Origin of the sequence: Kineosporia succinea (assembly GCF_030811555.1) — a bacterium.
Classification (GTDB): Bacteria; Actinomycetota; Actinomycetes; order Actinomycetales; family Kineosporiaceae; genus Kineosporia; species Kineosporia succinea.
Map to the genome: position 1 here is coordinate 961,774 of NZ_JAUSQZ010000001.1, position 17,660 is coordinate 979,433.

Sequence of the window (17,660 nt, forward strand, 5' to 3'; positions counted from 1 at the left end):
TTGAGCGTTCAACAATGAGGGCTTCATCACGCCTCGGCTGTGGACACGCTGTGATCGGTGCGGAACTTGTCCTTGCCGCCGGGCAGGTCCAGCCCCTCGATCGGCAGCTGCGCGGACTCCAGGAAGCGCACCAGATTGGAGTTCATCTGCCGGATCGCCGTCAGCGAACTGTTGCCGTTGAGCGTCCTGACCCGCAGGCGTCGTGAACCCCCGCCGTAGACACCGTCTTTCGCGGTCCTGCTCATCTCGTCGATCGAGGCCAGGTTCTCCCGCGCGTCCTGCCCGAGCAGGTCGACGGCGCCGAGCAGATCGCTGAACGCCATCTCCATGCCGGCGGTGCGGCGGGCCGTCAGCAGCTCGTCGTGCAGTTCCGTCATCCGGCGGGCGACCCGCTGCAGATCATCCACCGGCCCAGCCATTTTCGGCGGTCGCGGATAGTCGGGATAGTCCAGACCGGCCAGATCCGAACAGCTGAAGTGGCAGGTGCTCAGACGGGAGGAGTTGGCCCGGCTGATGTCGTCGATCTCCTGCTCGACGTCGGCCAGCTTCGCGTTGTAGCGCTCGATCCGGGTGCGGGCCTGCTTCATGGCCGGCAGGTAGCGCCGCTCCCCCGCGAAGAACGCGGCCCGTGCCTGCATCAGCGCCTCGACCTGGGGACGCAGATCGTCCTGCCGCTTCGCCAGGGCCGCCGCCCGCCGCTCCTCCTCGGTGCTGCCGCCCACCACCCCGGTGAGCCGCAGCCCGCCCAGCGCCAGCACCACGGCGAGCACGAGAACCGCCAGCACACCCCAGGTTCCGCGTTTGCGCACGTGAGCGCCGACGGTACGGCGCGCGGTCCGGTGGCTGAGGATCTCCTGCATCGGCACCTGGCGCGGACTCGGAAGCCGCACCGGACCGCTGGGCGCGGGAGCACGGTGGACCGGCCGGTCGGTGGCCCGCGCCCCACACGCCTCGCAGAAGCTGCGCTGCCGCAGCGGGCGCGAGCACGCCGGGCAGAGCTGGGTCGTCGTGACAGCCACGGTGGCCCCTGTACGTGCGGAGGAGAAGGACAGGTTCTCTTCGGCAGGTCGGGCGCCGGGATCAAGGCTTGCGGCACTGAACGTCTGCGCGGACGCGCCGGCCGGTCCGGTTCTGATCTGACGCCCGGGTCGCGCTCCGGCATGATGACCGCGTGCGACTGGTCACCGACGAAGAACGCCGCTCGCGCCTGGCCGTGCGGCACGCGCTGGCGCCGGCTCAGCAGGCCGACTCGCCCGAGGCGGTCACGCGGGCGCTGACGGCGCTGCACTCCACCGAGCCGGCCTCGCCCTACCTGTCGTGCTGGGCCCGCATGCCGCGGGTCGAGGTCGCCGAGGTCGACCGGGCGCTGCACGACGACCGATCGCTGGTGAAGCAGCTGGCCATGCGCCGCACGCTCTTCGTGTTCCCGCGTGACCTGCTGCCGGCGGTGTGGCCCAGCGCGTCGGCGCGGGTGGCCGCCACCGAGCGGTCACGGATGGCGAAGGACGTGGTGCGCACCGGGCTCGCGGACGACGGGGAGGTCTGGCTGGACGCGGCCCGGGCCGAGGTTCTCGACGTGCTCGCGCGCACGCCGGACGGGCTGACCGCCGCCCAGATCCGGGAGGCGGTGCCCCGGATCGCAGTGAAGGTGCAGGGCACCTCGGGCGAGACGTGGTCGGGGCCGAGAGTGCTCACGCAGCTCGGGGCGTCGGCCGACGTCGTGCGCGGGCGGAACACCGGGCGCTGGAACGTCTCCCGGCCGCTGTGGACGCTGACGCCCACGTGGCTCGGCGATCTCGCACCGCTCCCCTCGGCCGCCGATGGGTACCGCGAGCTGGTGCGGCGCTGGCTCTACTCGTTCGGCCCGGGGACCGAGAGCGACCTGGTCTGGTGGCTGGGGTCGACCAGGGCGGCCGTGCGCACGGCCCTGCGCGAGCTCGGGGCCCTCGAGGTCAGGCTTGAGGACGCGTCGGTCGCCTATCTCCTGCCCGACGACGAGGACGTCGTGCCCGGCCCGGGCGACTGGGCCGCGCTGCTGCCCGTGCTCGACCCCACCGTGATGGGCTGGCAGGGCCGCGGCTTCTACCTGGGCCCGCACAAGGACCGGCTCTTCGACACCCGCGGCAACGTCGGCACCAGCGCCTGGGTGAACGGGCGCATGGTCGGCTGCTGGGTGCAGGACGACGCCGGCACGGTGACCGTTCGCCTGGTCGAAGACGTCTCCCCGGGCGCCCGTCAGTCACTCGACGCCGCGGCCGCCCGGCTCACCGAGTGGCTGGACGGGCTGCGGATCGGGACGGTCTACCGGTCTCCGGCGATGTCGTAGAGCCGCGATCTCCTCCATGCTGCGTCGTGCTGTTCCACCGCGTTGTTCCGTCGTGTCGTTCAGCCGTGCTGTTTCTCGTCGCCCCGTCCGGCCGGGCGGGTCTGCCGACCCGCGTGACCGGACTCCGGTGACGTCTTGCGGATGGGGTGCCGGGCGGCCCTCACTTCCGCCCGGCACCTCCATCCGTCACCCGGGCGCTCTCCCCTGAGAAGCGCCCGGATCCTCGAGCCACGGCAGGTCCACTCCAGCCCTGCCGCTTCACGTCGTGTCGTCGGTGAGCACCACCGAGGCGCTCACCCAGAACTGAGATGTCCGCGAGGGCAGTTTGGTTCTGCCGAGTTGCCGTGACGACGGTCACACTTCAATGTTACGAAAACCCACGAGGGCTAAACGGACGTCAAGTCTTGGCGGGCACCCGCGCCGGAGCCGGTGCCGGGCACACCACGAACGCCCCGGCCACACCGCTCCGACCAGTATCAAGTCACCCGGTGTAATTGGACGGTCGTTCGGGAATTGGCCCGCCAATTGGCCTTTTTCCGCTGTTAGTGTCACCGCCGTGAAACAGACTGCGGGGAAAGCGAAGCAGGGACGGCGCCGGATCGCCACGATCGCCGGCGCCACGGCGGTGCTGGTCGTCGGGGTGTCAGCCACCGCCGTCCACGCCTGGCCGAACCGTGGCGAGCGCGGTGCGAGAACCGCATCGACGACCCCCACACCCGCCGGGACGACCCCCTCGGCGACCTCCACCGCCGCGGCGACCACCACGGCGTCTCCCGACGCGAACGTGAGCGCCGGGACCGCGGCGACCACGTCGTCCTCAAGCACGCAGGAGAAGGCGAGCACGACGCGAGGTGACGTGATCGCGAACCTCTTCGAGTGGAACTGGGCCTCGGTGGGCAAGGAGTGCACCACCGTGCTCGGCCCGAACGGCTACGGCGGCGTGCAGGTCGCGCCCCCGCAGGACTCGGTGAAGGTCACCTGGAACACCCATCCCTGGTGGGAGGTGTACCAGCCGGCCGGATACGACCTGAACAGCCGGATGGGCAGCGAGGCCCAGTTCAGGACCATGGTGCAGACCTGCCGCGACGCGGGCGTGAACGTCTATGTCGACGCCGTGATCAACCACATGTCCGGCGCCGACATGACCAAGGACGGCGCGACGTCGTACAGCGGAAACGCCTACAGCGCCATGACCTATCCGGGGCTGTACACCAAGGACGACTTCCACCAGGCCAGTGACTGCCCGACCTCGTCGGGGCTGGTCGAGGACTACGACAACGTGAAGCAGGTGCACTTCTGCCGGCTCTCCGGCCTCGAGGACCTCAAGACGGAGAGCACCTACGTCCGCGGCGCCATCACCACCTACCTGAACAAGTTGCTCGGGTACGGGGTTTCGGGGTTCCGGGTGGACGCGGCCAAGCACATCCCGCTGGCCGACATGAAGGCGATCATCGACGGGCTCGACCAGACCGCCGACGGCACCGACCCCTACGTGGCGCTCGAGGTGTTCGGGGGCAAGGGCGAGCTGTCGCAGGCCTCCTACGCGGAGCTCGGGAGCGTGCTCGGGCTCGACGCGTCGGTCGACCTGAAGCAGGCCTTCAACGGAAAGATCGCCTCGCTCAAGACGTTCGGTGACAACCTGATTCCGTCGGGTAAGTCCCTGACCTTCGTGATGAACCACGACACCGACCGCAGCGGCGACTCGATCCAGTCGAAGGACACCGGGAGCGACCGGCTGGCAACGCAGTTCGTGCTGGCGAACGACTACGGCACGGCGCAGGTCTACTCGTCCTTCACCTGGGCGGCCAAGGACGACGCACCGCCGTCGGGCAGTGACGGCATGGTCACGGACACCGACTGCTCCAGCTCGGCCTGGAACTGCCTCGACCGCGACCCGGCCGTGCTCGGCCTGATCGCCTTCCGCAACACCGTGGGCGACGCCGCGGTCACGAACTGGTCGGACGACGGCTCGAACCTGATTTCGTTCAGCCGGGGTGAAAAGGGCTGGACCGCAATGAACAACACCTCGGCGGCGAAGACGCAGTCGTTCGACACGAACCTCGCCGAGGGTACATACTGCGATCTCGCCACCGGCGGCGCGGCCGACGGAAGCTGCGAGGGCACGAAGGTCAAGGTCGCCGCCGACGGCACCGCATCGGTCACGGTCCCCGCTCGCGGGGCCGTCGCGATCACCGTGGACTCCCTGGTGTAAAAGGGATCTCGAGAACTCCGGCCCTGGCCGCCCCAGGGTCGGACATCCTCCGCCCGCTCCTCGTTCCGCCGCTAGCCTGCCGGCGGAACGAGGGCGGGCGGTGGCTTTTTCAGCCCAGCGCCTGGGCCAGCCCGTTGAGCCGCAGCTGGGTGGCGCCGCGCAGGTGCGGGAACTCGGCCGCGACCACGGTCTCGCCGGAGTCGGGGTCGAGGAACGCGGCCTGCTCGGTCCAGTCCAGCCGGGTGCCGGTTCCGCTGGGCCACAGCTCGATCGTGGCCAGGGACGCCCAGATCCGCGCGCCGTTGACGTAGGTCTCGTAGGCGTGCACGAGCCGCCGCCCGGGGCGGATCTCGATCCAGCGGGAGTGGTTCTCGAGGCGTTCGGTCCGGCCGTCGAGCATCGTGAACGTGGCCCGGGCCCGTTCGGTGCCGCCGACCCGGAAGTCGAGCTGCAGCTCGGCGTCACGGCCGGGCATCCGGAACCAGCGGCGGCGGCGCTCGTCGTCGGAGAAGGCCGCGAAGACCGCCTCCGGCGGGGCGTCGAAGTCGCGGGAGACGGTGAAGGTGTGGTGCCTGACTGCTTCGGTCACGGTGGTGTCCACGGCTGCCATCCCATCACCGGCGACGGCAGCCGTGCCACCCCTTCATCAGCGCCGGCCGCGAGCCTTGCTCTGGTAGTTCACGGGACCCGGCAGGTCCACGGAGTGGCGCTTGTTGCGCGAGTTCCACGACCAGCGACCGATGTGCCAGGTCTTGCTGGTGCCGGACTTGGAGACGTTCAGGCGCAGGAACGGGAGCAGGTTGATCCTCTTGCGGAACGTGAAAGGCATGTCGTCTTCTCCCTCGGCTGCTGCGGGTGCGATCTCTTGCCTTCACGATTGGGGCAAATGGGGGTGCCCGCAAGCCGAGCCGATCATGGACCGTCCTGGTCGTCGTCGACGGGCTCCCCGGGCCTCGGATCGGGCAGGTCGAGCACGAACGTCGCGCCCGCCCCGGGCCGCGACCGCACGTCGAGCGCACCCGCGTGTTTCTGCACGACCACCGCGTAGGCCATGCTCAGCCCTTGCCCGGTGCCCTTGCCCACCGGCTTGGTGGTGAAGAACGGGTCGAACACGCGGCGCCGCACGTCCTCGGGCATGCCCGGCCCGTCGTCGGTGATCGTGATCCTCACCCCCTGCGCGCGCCGCCGGGTACTGACCCGGATGCGCCCCAGCGTCTCCCGCCCCGCCGCACGCTGCTCCCCGATCGCCTGGGCCGCGTTCACCAGCACGTTCAGCAGGACCTGCTTGAGCTCTCCTTCGTAACAGGCGACCATGCCCACCCGGTCGGAGAGGCTCAGCTCGACCTCGGCCACGTACCGCCACTCGTTGCGGCAGACCTGCACCGTGGACCGCACCGCCCGGTTCAGGTCGGCATCGCCGCGGCCCTGACCGGGGTGGGAGAAGTCCTTCATCGCCCCGACGATCTGGGCCACCCGCCCCAGTCCCTCCTGGCTCTGACTCAGTGCCGCGGGTATCTCCTCGGCCAGGAAGTCCAGGTCGACGGCGTCCAGCGCCTGCTGCGCGCGGTCGGTGTCCCCCGCGCGCAGGGCCTCGCCGGACGTCGTGCACGCCGTCATGAGCTCGTCGAAAACCCCGACCAGGAACTGGGTGTTGTCGGTGACGTACTGCACCGGCGTGTTGATCTCGTGGGCGATGCCGGCCGCCAGCTGGCCGATCGACTCCAGCCGGCTCGCCTGCGCCAGGTGCTGCTCCAGAGCCGACAGCTGGGTCACGTCCGCGGCCACCCCGATCACCCCGTTCACCACACCCGCGGCATCGGTCTGGGGCAGGACGTTGAGCAGGAGTGTCCGCCAGCCCTGCCCCGACGGGTTCACGACGACCCGCTGGTTCTCGCGCGGTGCCCCGCTCAGCAGCACCGCGGTCTCCGCCTCGACCAGGACGTCGGTGAGGTCGTCGGCGCGCGGCAGCTCACGCTCGGTCCGCTCCAGGACGTCCTGCTCCGAAAGTCCCCGCAGGGTGAGGAAAGCCGGGTTGAGGCCGGCGTACCGCTGCTCGGAGTCCTTCCAGTAGACGACGTGCGGGATCGCGCCCAGCACCTCGCCCAGAAGGGTCTTCTCGGCGTGCAGCTCGGCGGCCAGCAGCCGAGCCTGCCGGGTGGCGGCCCGGAGCTGCTCCTCGGCGTTGCGCTGAGCCGTGACGTCACGCTCGATGCAGACGAAGCGGCCGGCCATCACATTGCCCTCGACGATCGGCTGCAGCTCCATCTGCACCCAGTAGGTGCGTCCCTCCTTGCTCTGCATCGGCACCTGGAGGTCGGCCCCCCGTTCTTCCCGCAGCGCCTTCTCGAACATGGCGAATCCCGCGCTGCGCACGAACGGCCGCACCATGAGGTCGGCCCGCACCAGGCCGCACGCTTCCTCGAAGGTGTATCCGCTCATCCGGCAGAACGCCTCGTTCACCCATTCGATGCGGCCGGCGACGTCCATGATGAGGACGGCGTTGTCGGTGTGGCGGGCCACCAGGGCCAGCATCTGTGCCTCGTCGAACGTTCGCCGCTGCTCCAGCTGCGAGTTCGCGGGCCCGGTGATGTCCACCACGGTGACCAGGCCGGCCACCTGCTCGTGCCCCGGCACGGCGCGCAGACGCACCACGACCCGTTCCAGTCGTCCCCGCACCAGCAGGCTGCCCTTGATCTCCTGGGCCTCCCGGCCGCCCAGGAGGTCACGCACCGCCCGGGTCAGGGGAACGGTCAGCTCCTCGGGCATCTGCTCCGCGAGCCCGAACACGTCACCCCGCCCACCCGGCGGGACGCACCAGCCGGCCTCGGTGACCAGCTGGTCCCAGGCCCGGTTCGCGTCGAGCACCTCCCCGGCCGGGCCGAGGACGCAGATCCGCCCCTCCAGCCCGTCGAGGACGCACCGCAGGAGGTCGGCCACCGATTCCCCCGACCGCGGCCGGACGACGGGCCCGGTCACCGTGCGAGCTGCCGCGCGTCGGTGCCGGCCCCCGTCCACAGCTGCGTCCAGCGGCGCAGGTGATCGTCGCGGGCCCGGTCAGCTGTCAGGTCCGGCCAGGTCACGTACTCGTCGACGACGCACCGGCTGGCGAACTCCAGCACGAGCTCACCGCGCCGGGCCCGGTCGTCGCCGGGATCCAGCGGAAACCCGGCCACGGTGTGGGCGACGGCCGGGGCGAAGGCCCACAACCCCAGCAGATGGGCGCTGGCCTGGGAAACCGTGCACCCGAAGTACTCCCGTTCCAGGGCTGCCGCCTCCGCCGGGGTGGTGAGCGGCCGGGCGGCGAGGTCGCGGGCGAGCGCGTCGGCCTGGTCGGGAAGCCCTTCGACGAGAACCAGCCGTCCCACGTCGCGCAACATGCAGGACAGGGCCGCGATGTCCCGCTCGTGCGCGGGCCAGCCCTCGACGTGGGCCACCGAGCGGGCGATGCCGGCCCGGGTGAGAGCCTGCACCTGGAGCGCCCGCACGTCTAGGCGGCCGTCCAGTTCGTCGCTCACCCGGAAGACCTGCCCGGCCACCACCAGCGCCTGGATGTTGTCGAGCCCCAGAAGGGAGACCGCCGTGCGCACCGACGTCACCTCGCGAGGCAGGGTGAAGAAGGCGGAGTTCACCAGTTTCAGCAGATCGGCCGTGGTGGCCACGTCGCCGGCGATGACATCCGCGATCCGGTTCAGGTCGACCTCCCGCACGTTCATGGCGGCTACCAGCTCGTGGTAGATGTCGGAGAGGATCGGCACCGAGTCGATGCCCCCGATGACCGAGCGGAGCTTCGGGTCCGTGAGCTGGCGGCGCACGTCGAGCGTTCGCTCGACCGCGCCCAGCAGGCTTTCGATGTCGCACGGTTTGGCCAGGAATTTCTGCGCCGAACGCACAACCGCCATCACGGCCTCGACATCGGCCTGCCCGGACAGCACGATGCGGGCGGTTCCGGGCCACCGGGCCTGCACCTCCGCCAGGAGAGCCGCGCCGTCCAGACCCGGCATGCGCATGTCGGAAACAACGGCGTCCACATTGTTTTCGACCAAGTAGGCGAGGGCTTCGGTCCCGGACGTGACGAAAACCCCATTCCACGAAGGGCGGTGAGCCCTCAGTGCACGCCTCAGGGCCGAGAGCAGATGCGGCTCGTCATCGACGAACAGGACGCAGGGCGGCAGAACGGCTTTCTCGGACTCGACCATGGTTCCCCCTTCGACTCCCCGATATCAACAACCCTAAGTAAGAGGTGATCACATTGAGTTTTCAAGTGTGCTGCCGACAGTTTCACCGACCTGCCCTGCCGTCGAAGAGGACGAGAACGAGGCGATGATGACCGGCAACGAACTCACGGCCGTCCTGATGGTGGACGACGAGCCGAACGTCCTGGACGGCTACCGGCGCTCCCTTCACGGGCGGTTCCGGGTCACCACGGCCAAGTCGGGCGCCGAGGGCCTCACCGTTCTGGAGCGCGCCGCCAGAACGGGTACCGGCTTCCCGGTGATCGTGTCCGACATGCGCATGCCCGGCCTGAACGGGGCCGAGTTCCTGGGCCGGGCCCGGGAACTGGCGCCGGACTCGGTCCAGATGCTGCTGACCGGCCAGGCCGACCTGGAGTCGACCATCGCGGCCGTCAACAACGGCAATCTGTTCCGGTTCCTGTCCAAGCCCTGTTCGGGTGACGACATGGAGGCCGCTCTCGAGGCCGCCGCCCGGCAGTACCAGTTGGTGCACGCTGAGAAAGAGCTGCTGGAGAAGACCCTCACCGGCGCGGTGGACGTGCTCACCGAGTTCCTGGCCGGCACCAGCCCGGAGGCCTTCGCGCGCACCCAGCGACTGCACACCCTGGTGGTCGCCGCCGCCCGCACGCTCGGCCTGAACGACTGGCGCCTGCCCGTGGCCGCCCTGCTCAGCCACGTCGGCGTGGTCGCGGTCCCACCGAACGTGCTGCACCGGGCCCTGACCGGAAAAGCCTTGTCACCGGAGGAGATCGAGGCCTTCCGGCGGCATCCCGAAGCGGCCGCCACCATGCTCGGCAAGATCCCCCGCCTGGAGGACGCCTCCCGCTGGATCGGCCGTCAGCCGGTGCGCCCGCCGGCGTCCACGGTGACCGGGGAACCCGGTGCGGACCTGTCGTGGGCCGCCCCGGTGACCGGTGACCCGGAACCGGCCGAACAGTCCGAGACGGTGCTGCGGGCAGCCCTGGCTCACCTGTCGCTGACCTTCACGGGACTGCCGAGCCGCGAGGCTCAGGAACTGCTTTCGGCCTCCGGCCACTACCCGAAGAACATTCTGGACGCGGTCGGCCGAGCGGCGGCGTCACTCACCTCACCGGGTCTGCGCCGCGAGCTCACGGTCGACTTCGTCACCCCCGGGATGACGCTTCTCGAAGACGTCCGGACCACCGCGGGGATGCCCCTGGTGCGCAAGGGGGAGCGCATCACGCAGGCCACGGTGCTGCGCCTGGAGAACTTCGCCCGCACCGTGGGGGTGGCCGAGCCGATCGTGGTCCAGGACCCCGGACGTCCCTGATCCGACCGGGCGGGCACGGATGAGCCGGGGGGGTCAGGCCCCCACCACGTAGTTGCCGTTCGCGCTGCCCTCGGGGTCGATGCGCTGCATGACCTTCAGGGCCAGGCGCAGCACCTCGGAGTCGTACGCGGCGCCGGACCGGTCCAGCCCGGCGATCAGCGTGTCCTTGTTCTGCTCGGGCTCGGAGATGTACTGCTCCAGGGCCGCCTGCGCCTGGGCGTGCCCCTCGAGCCGGGCGTGCAGCACCTGGTGCAGGCTGTCGAAGTCGTCTTCCACGGCGCCGAGCATCGTGCTGGACTCGGTCTTCGACTCCCCCGCCACGACCGCGGTCAGGATCAGCGACATCGGTTCCATGATCATCCTCTACGTACGCTTGCCTGCGCTGACCTGATCATCCTTGGGTGTGCGGCCCGGCCCCGCACCTCGACGGCGGCGGCGCCGGGATGCCGGAACGATCATCGCCACCCATACTGGGCACGCCCGACGAGCATCTCCCGGAGGTCGACATGGACACGGTCCAGCCGCGCATCAAGCTCGATCCCACGACGTCCCTCGGCCCGGTCGAGAAACTCCGCGAGCCGCTGGAGGACCAGCTGACGTCCGCCCTGCGCAACGCCGTGGACAAGGTGGACAAGACGGAGAGTCTCGAGGTGGTCGAGGAGGAGCTGCTCGAGGCCACCAAGGCCGGGCTGCACCCGGACATCGCCGAGGCGATCGAGCCGAACCCGCAGCAGCTGCGTGACGTGGCGGCGAGGATCGTCGAGAACGGCTGAGCCGTGAGCGGTCCCGGGACCCCGCCACCCGAGCACACCCCCGACGGCCGGCACGTCGTCATCAAGGGACGCCGGTGGCGGGCGACCGACCCGGACCTGCCCGACGACGTCAACGAGACGCTGCGCCGCGAGCTGATGAGCGCGCGCCGGGCCGTGGGCCAGGCGCTGCGGGCGCACGACGAGGCCGCCGAGCAGGTCGCGCGCGACCGGGTGCAGAAGGCGAAGGTGGCCCTCGGCGAACGGGGGACGCCGTGGTGGGAGCAGACGCCCCAGCAGCGGCGCGAGCGGTGGGAACCACTGTTCCGGGAGCTCGGCGCGGGCTCGTAGTCCCCACCGGCACCGCAGGCGTTCGGCGCCGGGGCGGATAACCGAAACCGGGCCCCGTCTTTCTCACATGAACCCGCCGGCCGCGGGACGCGTCCGGCGATTGACCGGCACCCGCATCATCTGTCAGGTTTCTCCCGGTTCCGTTGGTTCGGAGCCCCCGGAACGCCGGTGAGGTGCCCCCGATGCCCCGGGCGCATCTCACCGGCATCCCGGCGCCGAGCGGATCGTCCCGCCGTCAGTTCGGCGTGAAAAGCCCCTGGATCCCGACCAGCACGGCGATGACGCCGAAGATCGCCAGGATCAGCGCGGCTCCCTGCACGTCGCCCTCGGTGCGACGCAGTGGGGGCCTGCCGGTGAGCCGGTCCCACAGCAGGATCACACCCACCGCGATCGCGACCACCTCGAAGTGGAACAGGTGCGGGCCGGACGTCAGGTGCACGATCAGGTAGTAGCCGCCGGTCACCAGGGCGACCACGCCGACGATCCAGGCGAACGGGTCGAGCCGGGAGATCCAGCGCCCGGCCTCGTCACCACCGCGGGGCAGCATGAACAGCAGCGGCAGGGCTATGAGCAGCCCGCCGAGGATGTTGGACAGGTCGAGAAGAAGAGCGATCACCGTGAGCTCCATCGAGCGGGGAGAGGTTGGGTGCTCAGGTCGGTGAGCGCTGAAACCGTAACAGAATCCGGGCAAACCGCACGTCAGCGCCTCTCTCCCGCACCTGACCGGCCGGTAGCGCGATGCGCCGGACTACCATCCGTGCTCACGTGACGGAGGGGGAACCATGCACGTGAGAATGTCTGTGTGGGGTGAGCCGGAAGAGCACCTTCTGGCCTCCCTGGAGAACTGGCTCCAGCTCGATCCCGAGCTGCGCGACGCCCCGGTGCAGCGTGAACCGCACGCCGACGACCGGCTCTGGCTCGAACTGCCCGACGACCACACCCCGTCGGTGCTGGCCGGGGCCCTGAGCACCTGGCTCAGCACCCGCATCGGCGACGTGCGGCTCAATGTCACCGGGCCGGACGGCACCGTGGAGGTCTCGGTCTCGAACATCGCCGACCACATGGTGCTTCTGCGGTCGGCGCTGGGCGAGCGCTGAGACGGCCGATCCGCCCGGGCAGCGAGCCTATTGCGGCAGCAACGCCGACCGGGGCTCGACCGCCTGCACCCGGATCGTCTGCACCGGGGTGAACACCGCCTCGTCGGCGACCCCGGTCACGCCGTCGATCAGCACCGGGATGCCCGCGGTGAGCCAGGTCAGGGCGACACCGGTGAACCGGCCGCCGCGCCCGCCCGCCCGGTCCGGCTCGGGCCAGACCTTCTGCAGGCAGCCGAAGGCGGTCTCGTGGGCCTCGAGCACGCTCTCCACGGCGGCGTCGAGGTCCGCGGGGTCGCCCTCGTCGTAGTCGTCCAGGCAGTCGCCCTCCCGCACCGCCTCGAGAACCTCCTCGGGCGAACGTTTCCCGGGCCCCGCGGCCCCCGGCACGCCCTGCGTCGCGGAACCGAACGCCTTCAGGCCGAACGTCAGCGCCATCGCCAGGAACCCGTCGGCGCTCGGCCGGGCCGTGACCTCGCCTCCGGGCTCGAGCACGGTCGGGCGCAGGTCGACAGTCGCACCCCCGGTCAGCAGCAGGGAGGCCGACGATCCCGAACGACGGACGTCGCTGAGTCCCGGTGCCAGCTCCACGCCGCCCGCCGGCTCACCCGACCGCCAGGCCCCGGGGAACCGGACGGTGACCGGGTAACCCCGCGCGTTGGTCACTTTCAGGACGGGAACCCCGGCGTCGACGCCGTAGCACCAGCGCACGCGCTCGCCGGCGGCACCGCTGAGGGCGACCACCCGGATGCCCGACTGCCGCGCGGCCTGCTCCCCCGGGCACACCGGCGTGGGCGCCGAGACCGCGAGGCTACGGCGGTAGTCGTCGGCGACCGCGTTGCGCAGGGCCGCGAAGTCCCAGCTGAACGCGTTCCACCAGGTGAGCTGCGAGACCTCGGCGCTGATCGTGTGCTTGCCCGGATCATGCTCGGCGGCAACGAGTTTCCAGCGCCCGGCCGTTTCGTCGAAGCGACCGAGCACGGCTGCCGCAGCGTCGTCGGCGCGCTCCGGCAGCGGCTGCACGAGCACCGGGAAGGTCAGCCGCACCGGGCCGGTCAGGCGCGCGCCGCGCAGCTCGAGCCGATAGGCCCCGAGAACACTCAGGTAGGGCGACGGCGCCGCGGGCACCCGTCCCGCCCGGGTGACCACGAGCTCACCGGAGCCGGAGACCGAGCCGGCCGGAACGTCCACCATCGGCCCCCCGGGAACCGACACCCGCCCCCCGGACTCGCCGACCGCACCGACCGCCACCGCCTCGTCGACCCGGGCCCCGGCAGGTGCGGCCACCGTGCTCCCCCCGGCCCCCGTGCAACCGGCGACGCAGGCCACGACCGCGACCACCATCAGTCTCCTCAGCACCGGCGCCCGCCCTCGCTCGTCCCCCCACGAACCAGCAACGGTAGAGCGGCAATCGGGACTACCTGTGCGTACCGAAAAGCTCTCGGACAAACGGACGACCTCGCCCTCTCCCAGGAGCCCCGGTTCTCAGGAGCACGGCCTAGGCTCCGGTGCCCATGGACGAAGCCCAGCTCAAGCAGATCGCGGCCACGACGCAGTACGTGCTGCTCGACTTCGACGGCCCGGTCTGCGACCTGTTCGGCAACCTGACGCCCGACGTGATCGCCGCGTCCCTGCTCGACGAGCTCGAAGGAGTCCTCGGGGGGCCGGTGGACGAGGAGCTCGCCGACATCGACGACCCGCTCGACCTGCTCGACGGGGTCAGCGAGATCTACCCGGAGCTGATCGGGCGGGTGGACGCGTCGGTGCGTGACGCGGAGGTGGACGCGGCGGAACTGGCCGAGGTGACGCCCGGGGCGGAAGCGTTCCTGGCGGCGTGCGCGGAGGGCGGGTTGCGCGTGGCGATCGTCAGCAACAACGGCGCCGAGGCGGTGCGAGCCCTGCTCGAGATGCACGGGCTGGCCGGGTTCGTGCAGCACGTCGAGGGGCGCGACCCGGACCCGCGGCTGATGAAGCCCGACCCCACTCCCCTGCTGCGGGCGATGACGGCCCTGGACGCGCGGCCGGAATCCACGGTCATGATCGGCGACTCCCCCAGCGACATGCTCGCGGCGTCGGCGGCCGGAGTCGCCGCCATCGCCCTGCTGAGCACTCCGCCGGCCCGGTCCGGTCCGCCCTGGGTGTCCCGGATGTCGGAGCTCGCATCGCTTTTCGGAGCCCCTCGGACCTAGAGCCGGTAGAACCCGTCGAGCTGGGCGTCCAGGTAGGCGAGGTCGGGGTGCTGACACAGGTCGGCGACGAAGTCGTCGGCACGCAGGCGGGCCGAGAAGACCTCCAGCTTGGAGGCACAGGCCTCCAGCGTGCGGGCCATGCGGTCGAGTTCGTCCATGCCTCAATCATGTACGGGTAGTAGTTGAAGGTCACGCTTCATACCGGCAGTGCATCCGGTCGGCGCAGCGGGGTCCCGGCCGGAGCAACCCGGTGGCGCCGGTCACACCCGGACGGACCATTCACAGCCGGAACCCGCTGCCGTCAGAACACTCTCAGGCCTGGATCACGACAGGCGTGCCCAGCGGAAGGGTTTTCGCCAGCTCGGTGATCACGTCGTTGGCCAGGCGCAGACAGCCGTGACTCACGTCGTGCCCGAGGCGATCCGGCTCGTTCGTCCCGTGCAGCCCGAGCTGTCCCGGCCCACCGGCGAACTGCTGGAGCGTCTCGGAGTGCGCCGAGAGCCCGAACGCGTACGGCCCGTAGACACCGTGCGGGTCCGGCGGCCGGATCAGCTCGGTCAGGTAGTACTCGCCCGGTGGCGTCGGTGTGGTGGATTTGCCCACCCCGACCGGGAACTCGTCGATCTTGCGGTCGTTCCTCAGCAGCACCAGCTCGTGGTCGTCCATCGAGACGATCAGCCGGTAGGGGGTTCTCGACAGCCCGACCTCGTCCCGGGCGATCCAGCCGGTGGCACCGTTCGGGCGGGTCGGCAGGTGCACCTTCAGCCAGCCGTCCTGCCTGTCCATGACGAGAAACGTGATCGGGCCGGTGTTCCGGGTGATCTTGCGGCTCACCGGGCCGCCGGGCGAACGGTGCACCTCGATGCGGTCGGCGGTGGCCGTCGCCACCAGGCTGGTGCCCGGTTCCACCACGTCCTGCTCGACGGGGGACGCGGTGGTCGCCCCGGTCCCGCCGGTCGCCGGAGCGACGGTCGGGGTGCTCGCGGCCTGGCTGCAGGCGGTCAGCAGGGCGACGGCCATCAGCAGCGGGGCACCCCGCCGGGCGCGAGGCCCGGCGGAGTGACCACGAAAACGGTTACGCACGTGGTCAGCCGGTGAACGACGGCTTGGCCTCGACCGGCTCCGCGGGGCGGGCCTCGGTGACCGCGTCGTCCTCGTCCACGGGCACCGGCTTCGCGCTCACGTCGGCGCCCGGCACGCCGGTCGCCGGCTCGGCCGCGTCCTTCGGAGCCGCCGGCGCGGGCTCGTCGTCGTCCTGCTTCGTCGCGGCCCGCGACGGCTCAGCCGGGGCCGGGGCGGCCTGCTCCGGCTCGGCCGCCACCGGTGCGGCCTTCTTCGTCGCGGCCTCCTGGGGAGCCGTGACCGGCGTGCTGTCGTGACCGACCGCCATCGCCGTGCCCGAGACACCGAGGATCAGCCCGGCGGCCATCACGACCGCTGCGACCAGTTTCGTCCTGCGCACTGTGTTGCCTCCTCGTCCGGTGATCCTCGGCCGGGCCGGTTCTCGGCCTCCCCACGCCGGGACCACTGAACCTACGACTCCCCGCCCGCCCGAAAGGTTGTGCGCCGTCAGGGAGTCTCGACGGTTTCCGGGGTCGGGACGGCCAGGCCCTCGCCCGCGGTCTCCGGCCCCGGCTGCTTCTGCGCCGTAGCCGATTCCGACACCTCGGGAGCCGGTTCGAGCGGTGAGCCGTCGTCGGGCACGGCGGCCGGGTCGCTCGGGGCGAGCTTCGCGCCGTCGGACGTCTTCGGTGACGCCGGGGCCGGGCGCGTGCTGGGTTCCCGCGTCGGGTCCGCGGTCGTCGCCGGGCTCGGGGCCGGGCTCACCGGGGCCGTCACCCCGGAAGGCACTCCGGCCGGGGCGATCTCGACGGCCGGGTCGCGCCGCAACGCCGCCGGGATCGCCACCAGCATGGCCGCGATCACCCCGGCCGCGGCCACGGGCACCAGCACCGAGGCCCGGAACCAGGGCACCCGCGAGCGCTTCCGCATGCCCTGGCGCAGGCGCTCGCGGGACCCGGCCCGCACCTGGATGTCACCGAGCTCGTCGTCGAGCTGCCCGCGCAGCTGCCGGGCGAGCTCTTCGTCGTCCGTCATCGTTCCCCCTCTCCGGGGTGGGTGGTTGCGAGCACCGCGCGGAGCTTGGCCAGCCCGCGCGACGTGTATCCCTTGACCGAACCGGGCCTCAGCCCGAGCGCCTCGGCCGTCTCCTTCTCCGACAGGTCGAGGTAGTGCCGCAGCAGCACCACCTCCCGTTCCCGGCGGGGCAGCGCCATGATCGCGGCGGTGAGCGGGCGGGGCAGGTCGGCCCGCAGCACCGACTCCTCGGCGCTCATCTGGTCGTGGTGCCGCAGCCCGGCCAGGCGCAGCACCACCGGACGGCGCCGCAACCGGGACCGGGCCGCGTTCACCACGCTGCGGTGCAGGTAGCCGACGGCCTCGTCCTTGTCGCGGATCCGGTGCCAGCTCGCGTGCACGGCCAGGAAGGCGTCCTGCACCACGTCCTCAGCCACCACCGGATCCCCGACCAGAACCGTCGCCACCCGGAGCATGCGCAACTGGTGGCGGTCGAACAGCACCTCGACCGCCGTCTCCGCGTCGAGCGAGGAGAGGGCGGGCTTCTCGTCACCGAGCCCGGGAGGGACGCCGGCTGACCTGGACGTGACCATCACCTCGGTACGACGCGCGACCCCCGGGAAAGGTTGTGCGCGCTCAGTCTGCCCGCATCACCGCGGTGACGAAGGCGTAGACGTTGAGCTGCAGCGCCTCGATGCGGTGCACCCGGGCGGCCTCCACGTCGAAGCCTTCGTAGGCCAGGGGCGGAAGCACCCGCACGTTGGCCGGGCACTGGAACCCGCCGCAGACCAGGGTGCCGAGCGTGTTGCCGTTGCGTCCGGCCGGGCCGGCGCGGCGGGCGCTCATGAAGACGACCTCGTGCGGCAGCTGCACGTCCTCGCACCAGTTGCACATGGCCTTCTTGCGGGTGACGGCGTCGGACTGGCGCATGACCACGCCGGCCAGCTCGTCGTCGATCTCGGCGAAGACGTAGCCCAGGGCCGGTGTCTTCCGGTCGCGCCAGCCCAGGAACTCCTGGTTCTCCCAGTCCAGCCCGTCGAAGTTCTCGGGCAGGACGAGTTCCTTGCGCTCACGCAGGGTGGAGTTCACGAAGGACGTACGGATCTGCTTCTCGGTGTACGGGCGCACAGCAATGACCTC

The 17,660-nt window shown here is 71.0% G+C and carries 21 protein-coding genes; 7 read left to right on the forward strand and 14 right to left on the reverse strand.

Going from position 1 to position 17,660, the window contains the following annotated elements; translation table 11 throughout:
- Nucleotides 1–26 precede the first annotated feature (26 nt).
- The gene (locus J2S57_RS04200) at nucleotides 27–1,019 is read right to left on the reverse strand and encodes a hypothetical protein (protein ID WP_307238505.1); all 993 of its coding nucleotides are present in this window, start codon (nucleotides 1,017–1,019) and stop codon (nucleotides 27–29) included.
- Nucleotides 1,020–1,171: 152 nt separating this feature from the next.
- On the opposite strand from J2S57_RS04200, the gene J2S57_RS04205 reads away from it, so the two are divergent.
- Both J2S57_RS04205 and J2S57_RS04210 read left to right on the forward strand, forming a co-directional pair.
- The gene (locus J2S57_RS04205; RefSeq protein ID WP_307238507.1) at nucleotides 1,172–2,326 is read left to right on the forward strand and encodes a winged helix DNA-binding domain-containing protein; all 1,155 of its coding nucleotides are present in this window, start codon (nucleotides 1,172–1,174) and stop codon (nucleotides 2,324–2,326) included.
- A gap of 556 nt (nucleotides 2,327–2,882) precedes the next feature.
- On the forward strand, nucleotides 2,883–4,538 hold the full coding sequence (locus J2S57_RS04210; RefSeq protein ID WP_307238509.1) for an alpha-amylase: 1,656 nt from the start codon (nucleotides 2,883–2,885) through the stop codon (nucleotides 4,536–4,538).
- Between the two features lie 109 nt (nucleotides 4,539–4,647).
- Here the strand turns inward: J2S57_RS04210 and J2S57_RS04215 are convergent, their stop codons facing one another.
- The 4 genes from J2S57_RS04215 to J2S57_RS04230 all read right to left on the reverse strand — a co-directional run bounded on the left by J2S57_RS04215 (nucleotide 4,648) and on the right by J2S57_RS04230 (nucleotide 8,734).
- A complete protein-coding gene (locus J2S57_RS04215; RefSeq protein WP_307238511.1) occupies nucleotides 4,648–5,139 on the reverse strand; it encodes an SRPBCC family protein in 492 nt (163 codons plus the stop codon).
- A 45-nt stretch (nucleotides 5,140–5,184) separates the two neighbouring features.
- Nucleotides 5,185–5,367 (reverse strand): DUF4236 domain-containing protein, encoded by a 183-nt coding sequence (locus J2S57_RS04220; protein ID WP_307238513.1) that lies wholly within the window; start codon nucleotides 5,365–5,367, stop codon nucleotides 5,185–5,187.
- Nucleotides 5,368–5,450: 83 nt separating this feature from the next.
- A complete protein-coding gene (locus J2S57_RS04225) occupies nucleotides 5,451–7,475 on the reverse strand; it encodes a PAS domain-containing sensor histidine kinase (protein WP_307238515.1) in 2,025 nt (674 codons plus the stop codon).
- A 35-nt stretch (nucleotides 7,476–7,510) separates the two neighbouring features.
- Entirely contained in the window at nucleotides 7,511–8,734 is a 1,224-nt protein-coding gene (locus tag J2S57_RS04230; RefSeq protein WP_307238517.1) for an HDOD domain-containing protein, read from the reverse strand.
- A 127-nt stretch (nucleotides 8,735–8,861) separates the two neighbouring features.
- On the opposite strand from J2S57_RS04230, the gene J2S57_RS04235 reads away from it, so the two are divergent.
- Nucleotides 8,862–10,061, forward strand: coding sequence for a response regulator (locus tag J2S57_RS04235; protein WP_307238520.1), 1,200 nt, complete (start codon nucleotides 8,862–8,864; stop codon nucleotides 10,059–10,061).
- A gap of 33 nt (nucleotides 10,062–10,094) precedes the next feature.
- On the opposite strand, the gene J2S57_RS04240 is transcribed toward J2S57_RS04235, so the two are convergent.
- Nucleotides 10,095–10,406: a hypothetical protein gene (locus J2S57_RS04240; RefSeq protein ID WP_307238522.1), complete on the reverse strand. Its 312-nt coding sequence runs from the start codon at nucleotides 10,404–10,406 to the stop codon at nucleotides 10,095–10,097.
- 161 nt (nucleotides 10,407–10,567) lie between these two features.
- Between J2S57_RS04240 and J2S57_RS04245 the strand changes: the two genes are divergently transcribed.
- Nucleotides 10,568–10,834, forward strand: a complete 267-nt coding sequence (locus J2S57_RS04245) for a hypothetical protein (RefSeq protein ID WP_307238524.1) — start codon at nucleotides 10,568–10,570, stop codon at nucleotides 10,832–10,834.
- A gap of 3 nt (nucleotides 10,835–10,837) precedes the next feature.
- Entirely contained in the window at nucleotides 10,838–11,161 is a 324-nt protein-coding gene (locus tag J2S57_RS04250; protein WP_307238526.1) for a hypothetical protein, read from the forward strand.
- Between the two features lie 235 nt (nucleotides 11,162–11,396).
- Here the strand turns inward: J2S57_RS04250 and J2S57_RS04255 are convergent, their stop codons facing one another.
- A complete protein-coding gene (locus J2S57_RS04255) occupies nucleotides 11,397–11,777 on the reverse strand; it encodes a hypothetical protein (protein ID WP_307238528.1) in 381 nt (126 codons plus the stop codon).
- Nucleotides 11,778–11,955: 178 nt separating this feature from the next.
- Between J2S57_RS04255 and J2S57_RS04260 the strand changes: the two genes are divergently transcribed.
- Complete coding sequence (locus J2S57_RS04260) at nucleotides 11,956–12,258, forward strand: effector-associated constant component EACC1 (protein ID WP_307250988.1); 303 nt, start codon at nucleotides 11,956–11,958, stop codon at nucleotides 12,256–12,258.
- Between the two features lie 27 nt (nucleotides 12,259–12,285).
- Here the strand turns inward: J2S57_RS04260 and J2S57_RS04265 are convergent, their stop codons facing one another.
- On the reverse strand, nucleotides 12,286–13,599 hold the full coding sequence (locus tag J2S57_RS04265; protein WP_307238530.1) for a hypothetical protein: 1,314 nt from the start codon (nucleotides 13,597–13,599) through the stop codon (nucleotides 12,286–12,288).
- A 170-nt stretch (nucleotides 13,600–13,769) separates the two neighbouring features.
- Between J2S57_RS04265 and J2S57_RS04270 the strand changes: the two genes are divergently transcribed.
- Nucleotides 13,770–14,444 carry an HAD family hydrolase gene (locus J2S57_RS04270; protein ID WP_307238532.1) on the forward strand — a complete coding sequence of 225 codons (675 nt, stop codon included), beginning with the start codon at nucleotides 13,770–13,772 and terminating at the stop codon, nucleotides 14,442–14,444.
- On the opposite strand, the gene J2S57_RS04275 is transcribed toward J2S57_RS04270, so the two are convergent.
- From J2S57_RS04275 to J2S57_RS04300, 6 genes are all read right to left on the reverse strand, one after another.
- Nucleotides 14,441–14,602 (reverse strand): hypothetical protein, encoded by a 162-nt coding sequence (locus J2S57_RS04275; RefSeq protein WP_307238535.1) that lies wholly within the window; start codon nucleotides 14,600–14,602, stop codon nucleotides 14,441–14,443. The two genes, J2S57_RS04270 and J2S57_RS04275, sit on opposite strands and share 4 nt — an antisense overlap.
- 154 nt (nucleotides 14,603–14,756) lie before the next feature.
- The gene (locus J2S57_RS04280; RefSeq protein WP_307238537.1) at nucleotides 14,757–15,464 is read right to left on the reverse strand and encodes a L,D-transpeptidase family protein; all 708 of its coding nucleotides are present in this window, start codon (nucleotides 15,462–15,464) and stop codon (nucleotides 14,757–14,759) included.
- A gap of 67 nt (nucleotides 15,465–15,531) precedes the next feature.
- On the reverse strand, nucleotides 15,532–15,906 hold the full coding sequence (locus tag J2S57_RS04285; protein ID WP_307238539.1) for a hypothetical protein: 375 nt from the start codon (nucleotides 15,904–15,906) through the stop codon (nucleotides 15,532–15,534).
- Nucleotides 15,907–16,013: 107 nt separating this feature from the next.
- Nucleotides 16,014–16,541: a hypothetical protein gene (locus J2S57_RS04290; protein ID WP_307238541.1), complete on the reverse strand. Its 528-nt coding sequence runs from the start codon at nucleotides 16,539–16,541 to the stop codon at nucleotides 16,014–16,016.
- A complete protein-coding gene (locus J2S57_RS04295) occupies nucleotides 16,538–17,113 on the reverse strand; it encodes an RNA polymerase sigma factor (protein ID WP_307238543.1) in 576 nt (191 codons plus the stop codon). Before J2S57_RS04295 ends, J2S57_RS04290 begins: the two co-directional genes overlap by 4 nt.
- A 43-nt stretch (nucleotides 17,114–17,156) precedes the next feature.
- On the reverse strand, nucleotides 17,157–17,648 hold the full coding sequence (locus J2S57_RS04300; protein ID WP_307238545.1) for an FBP domain-containing protein: 492 nt from the start codon (nucleotides 17,646–17,648) through the stop codon (nucleotides 17,157–17,159).
- Between the last annotated feature and the right edge of the window lie 12 nt (nucleotides 17,649–17,660).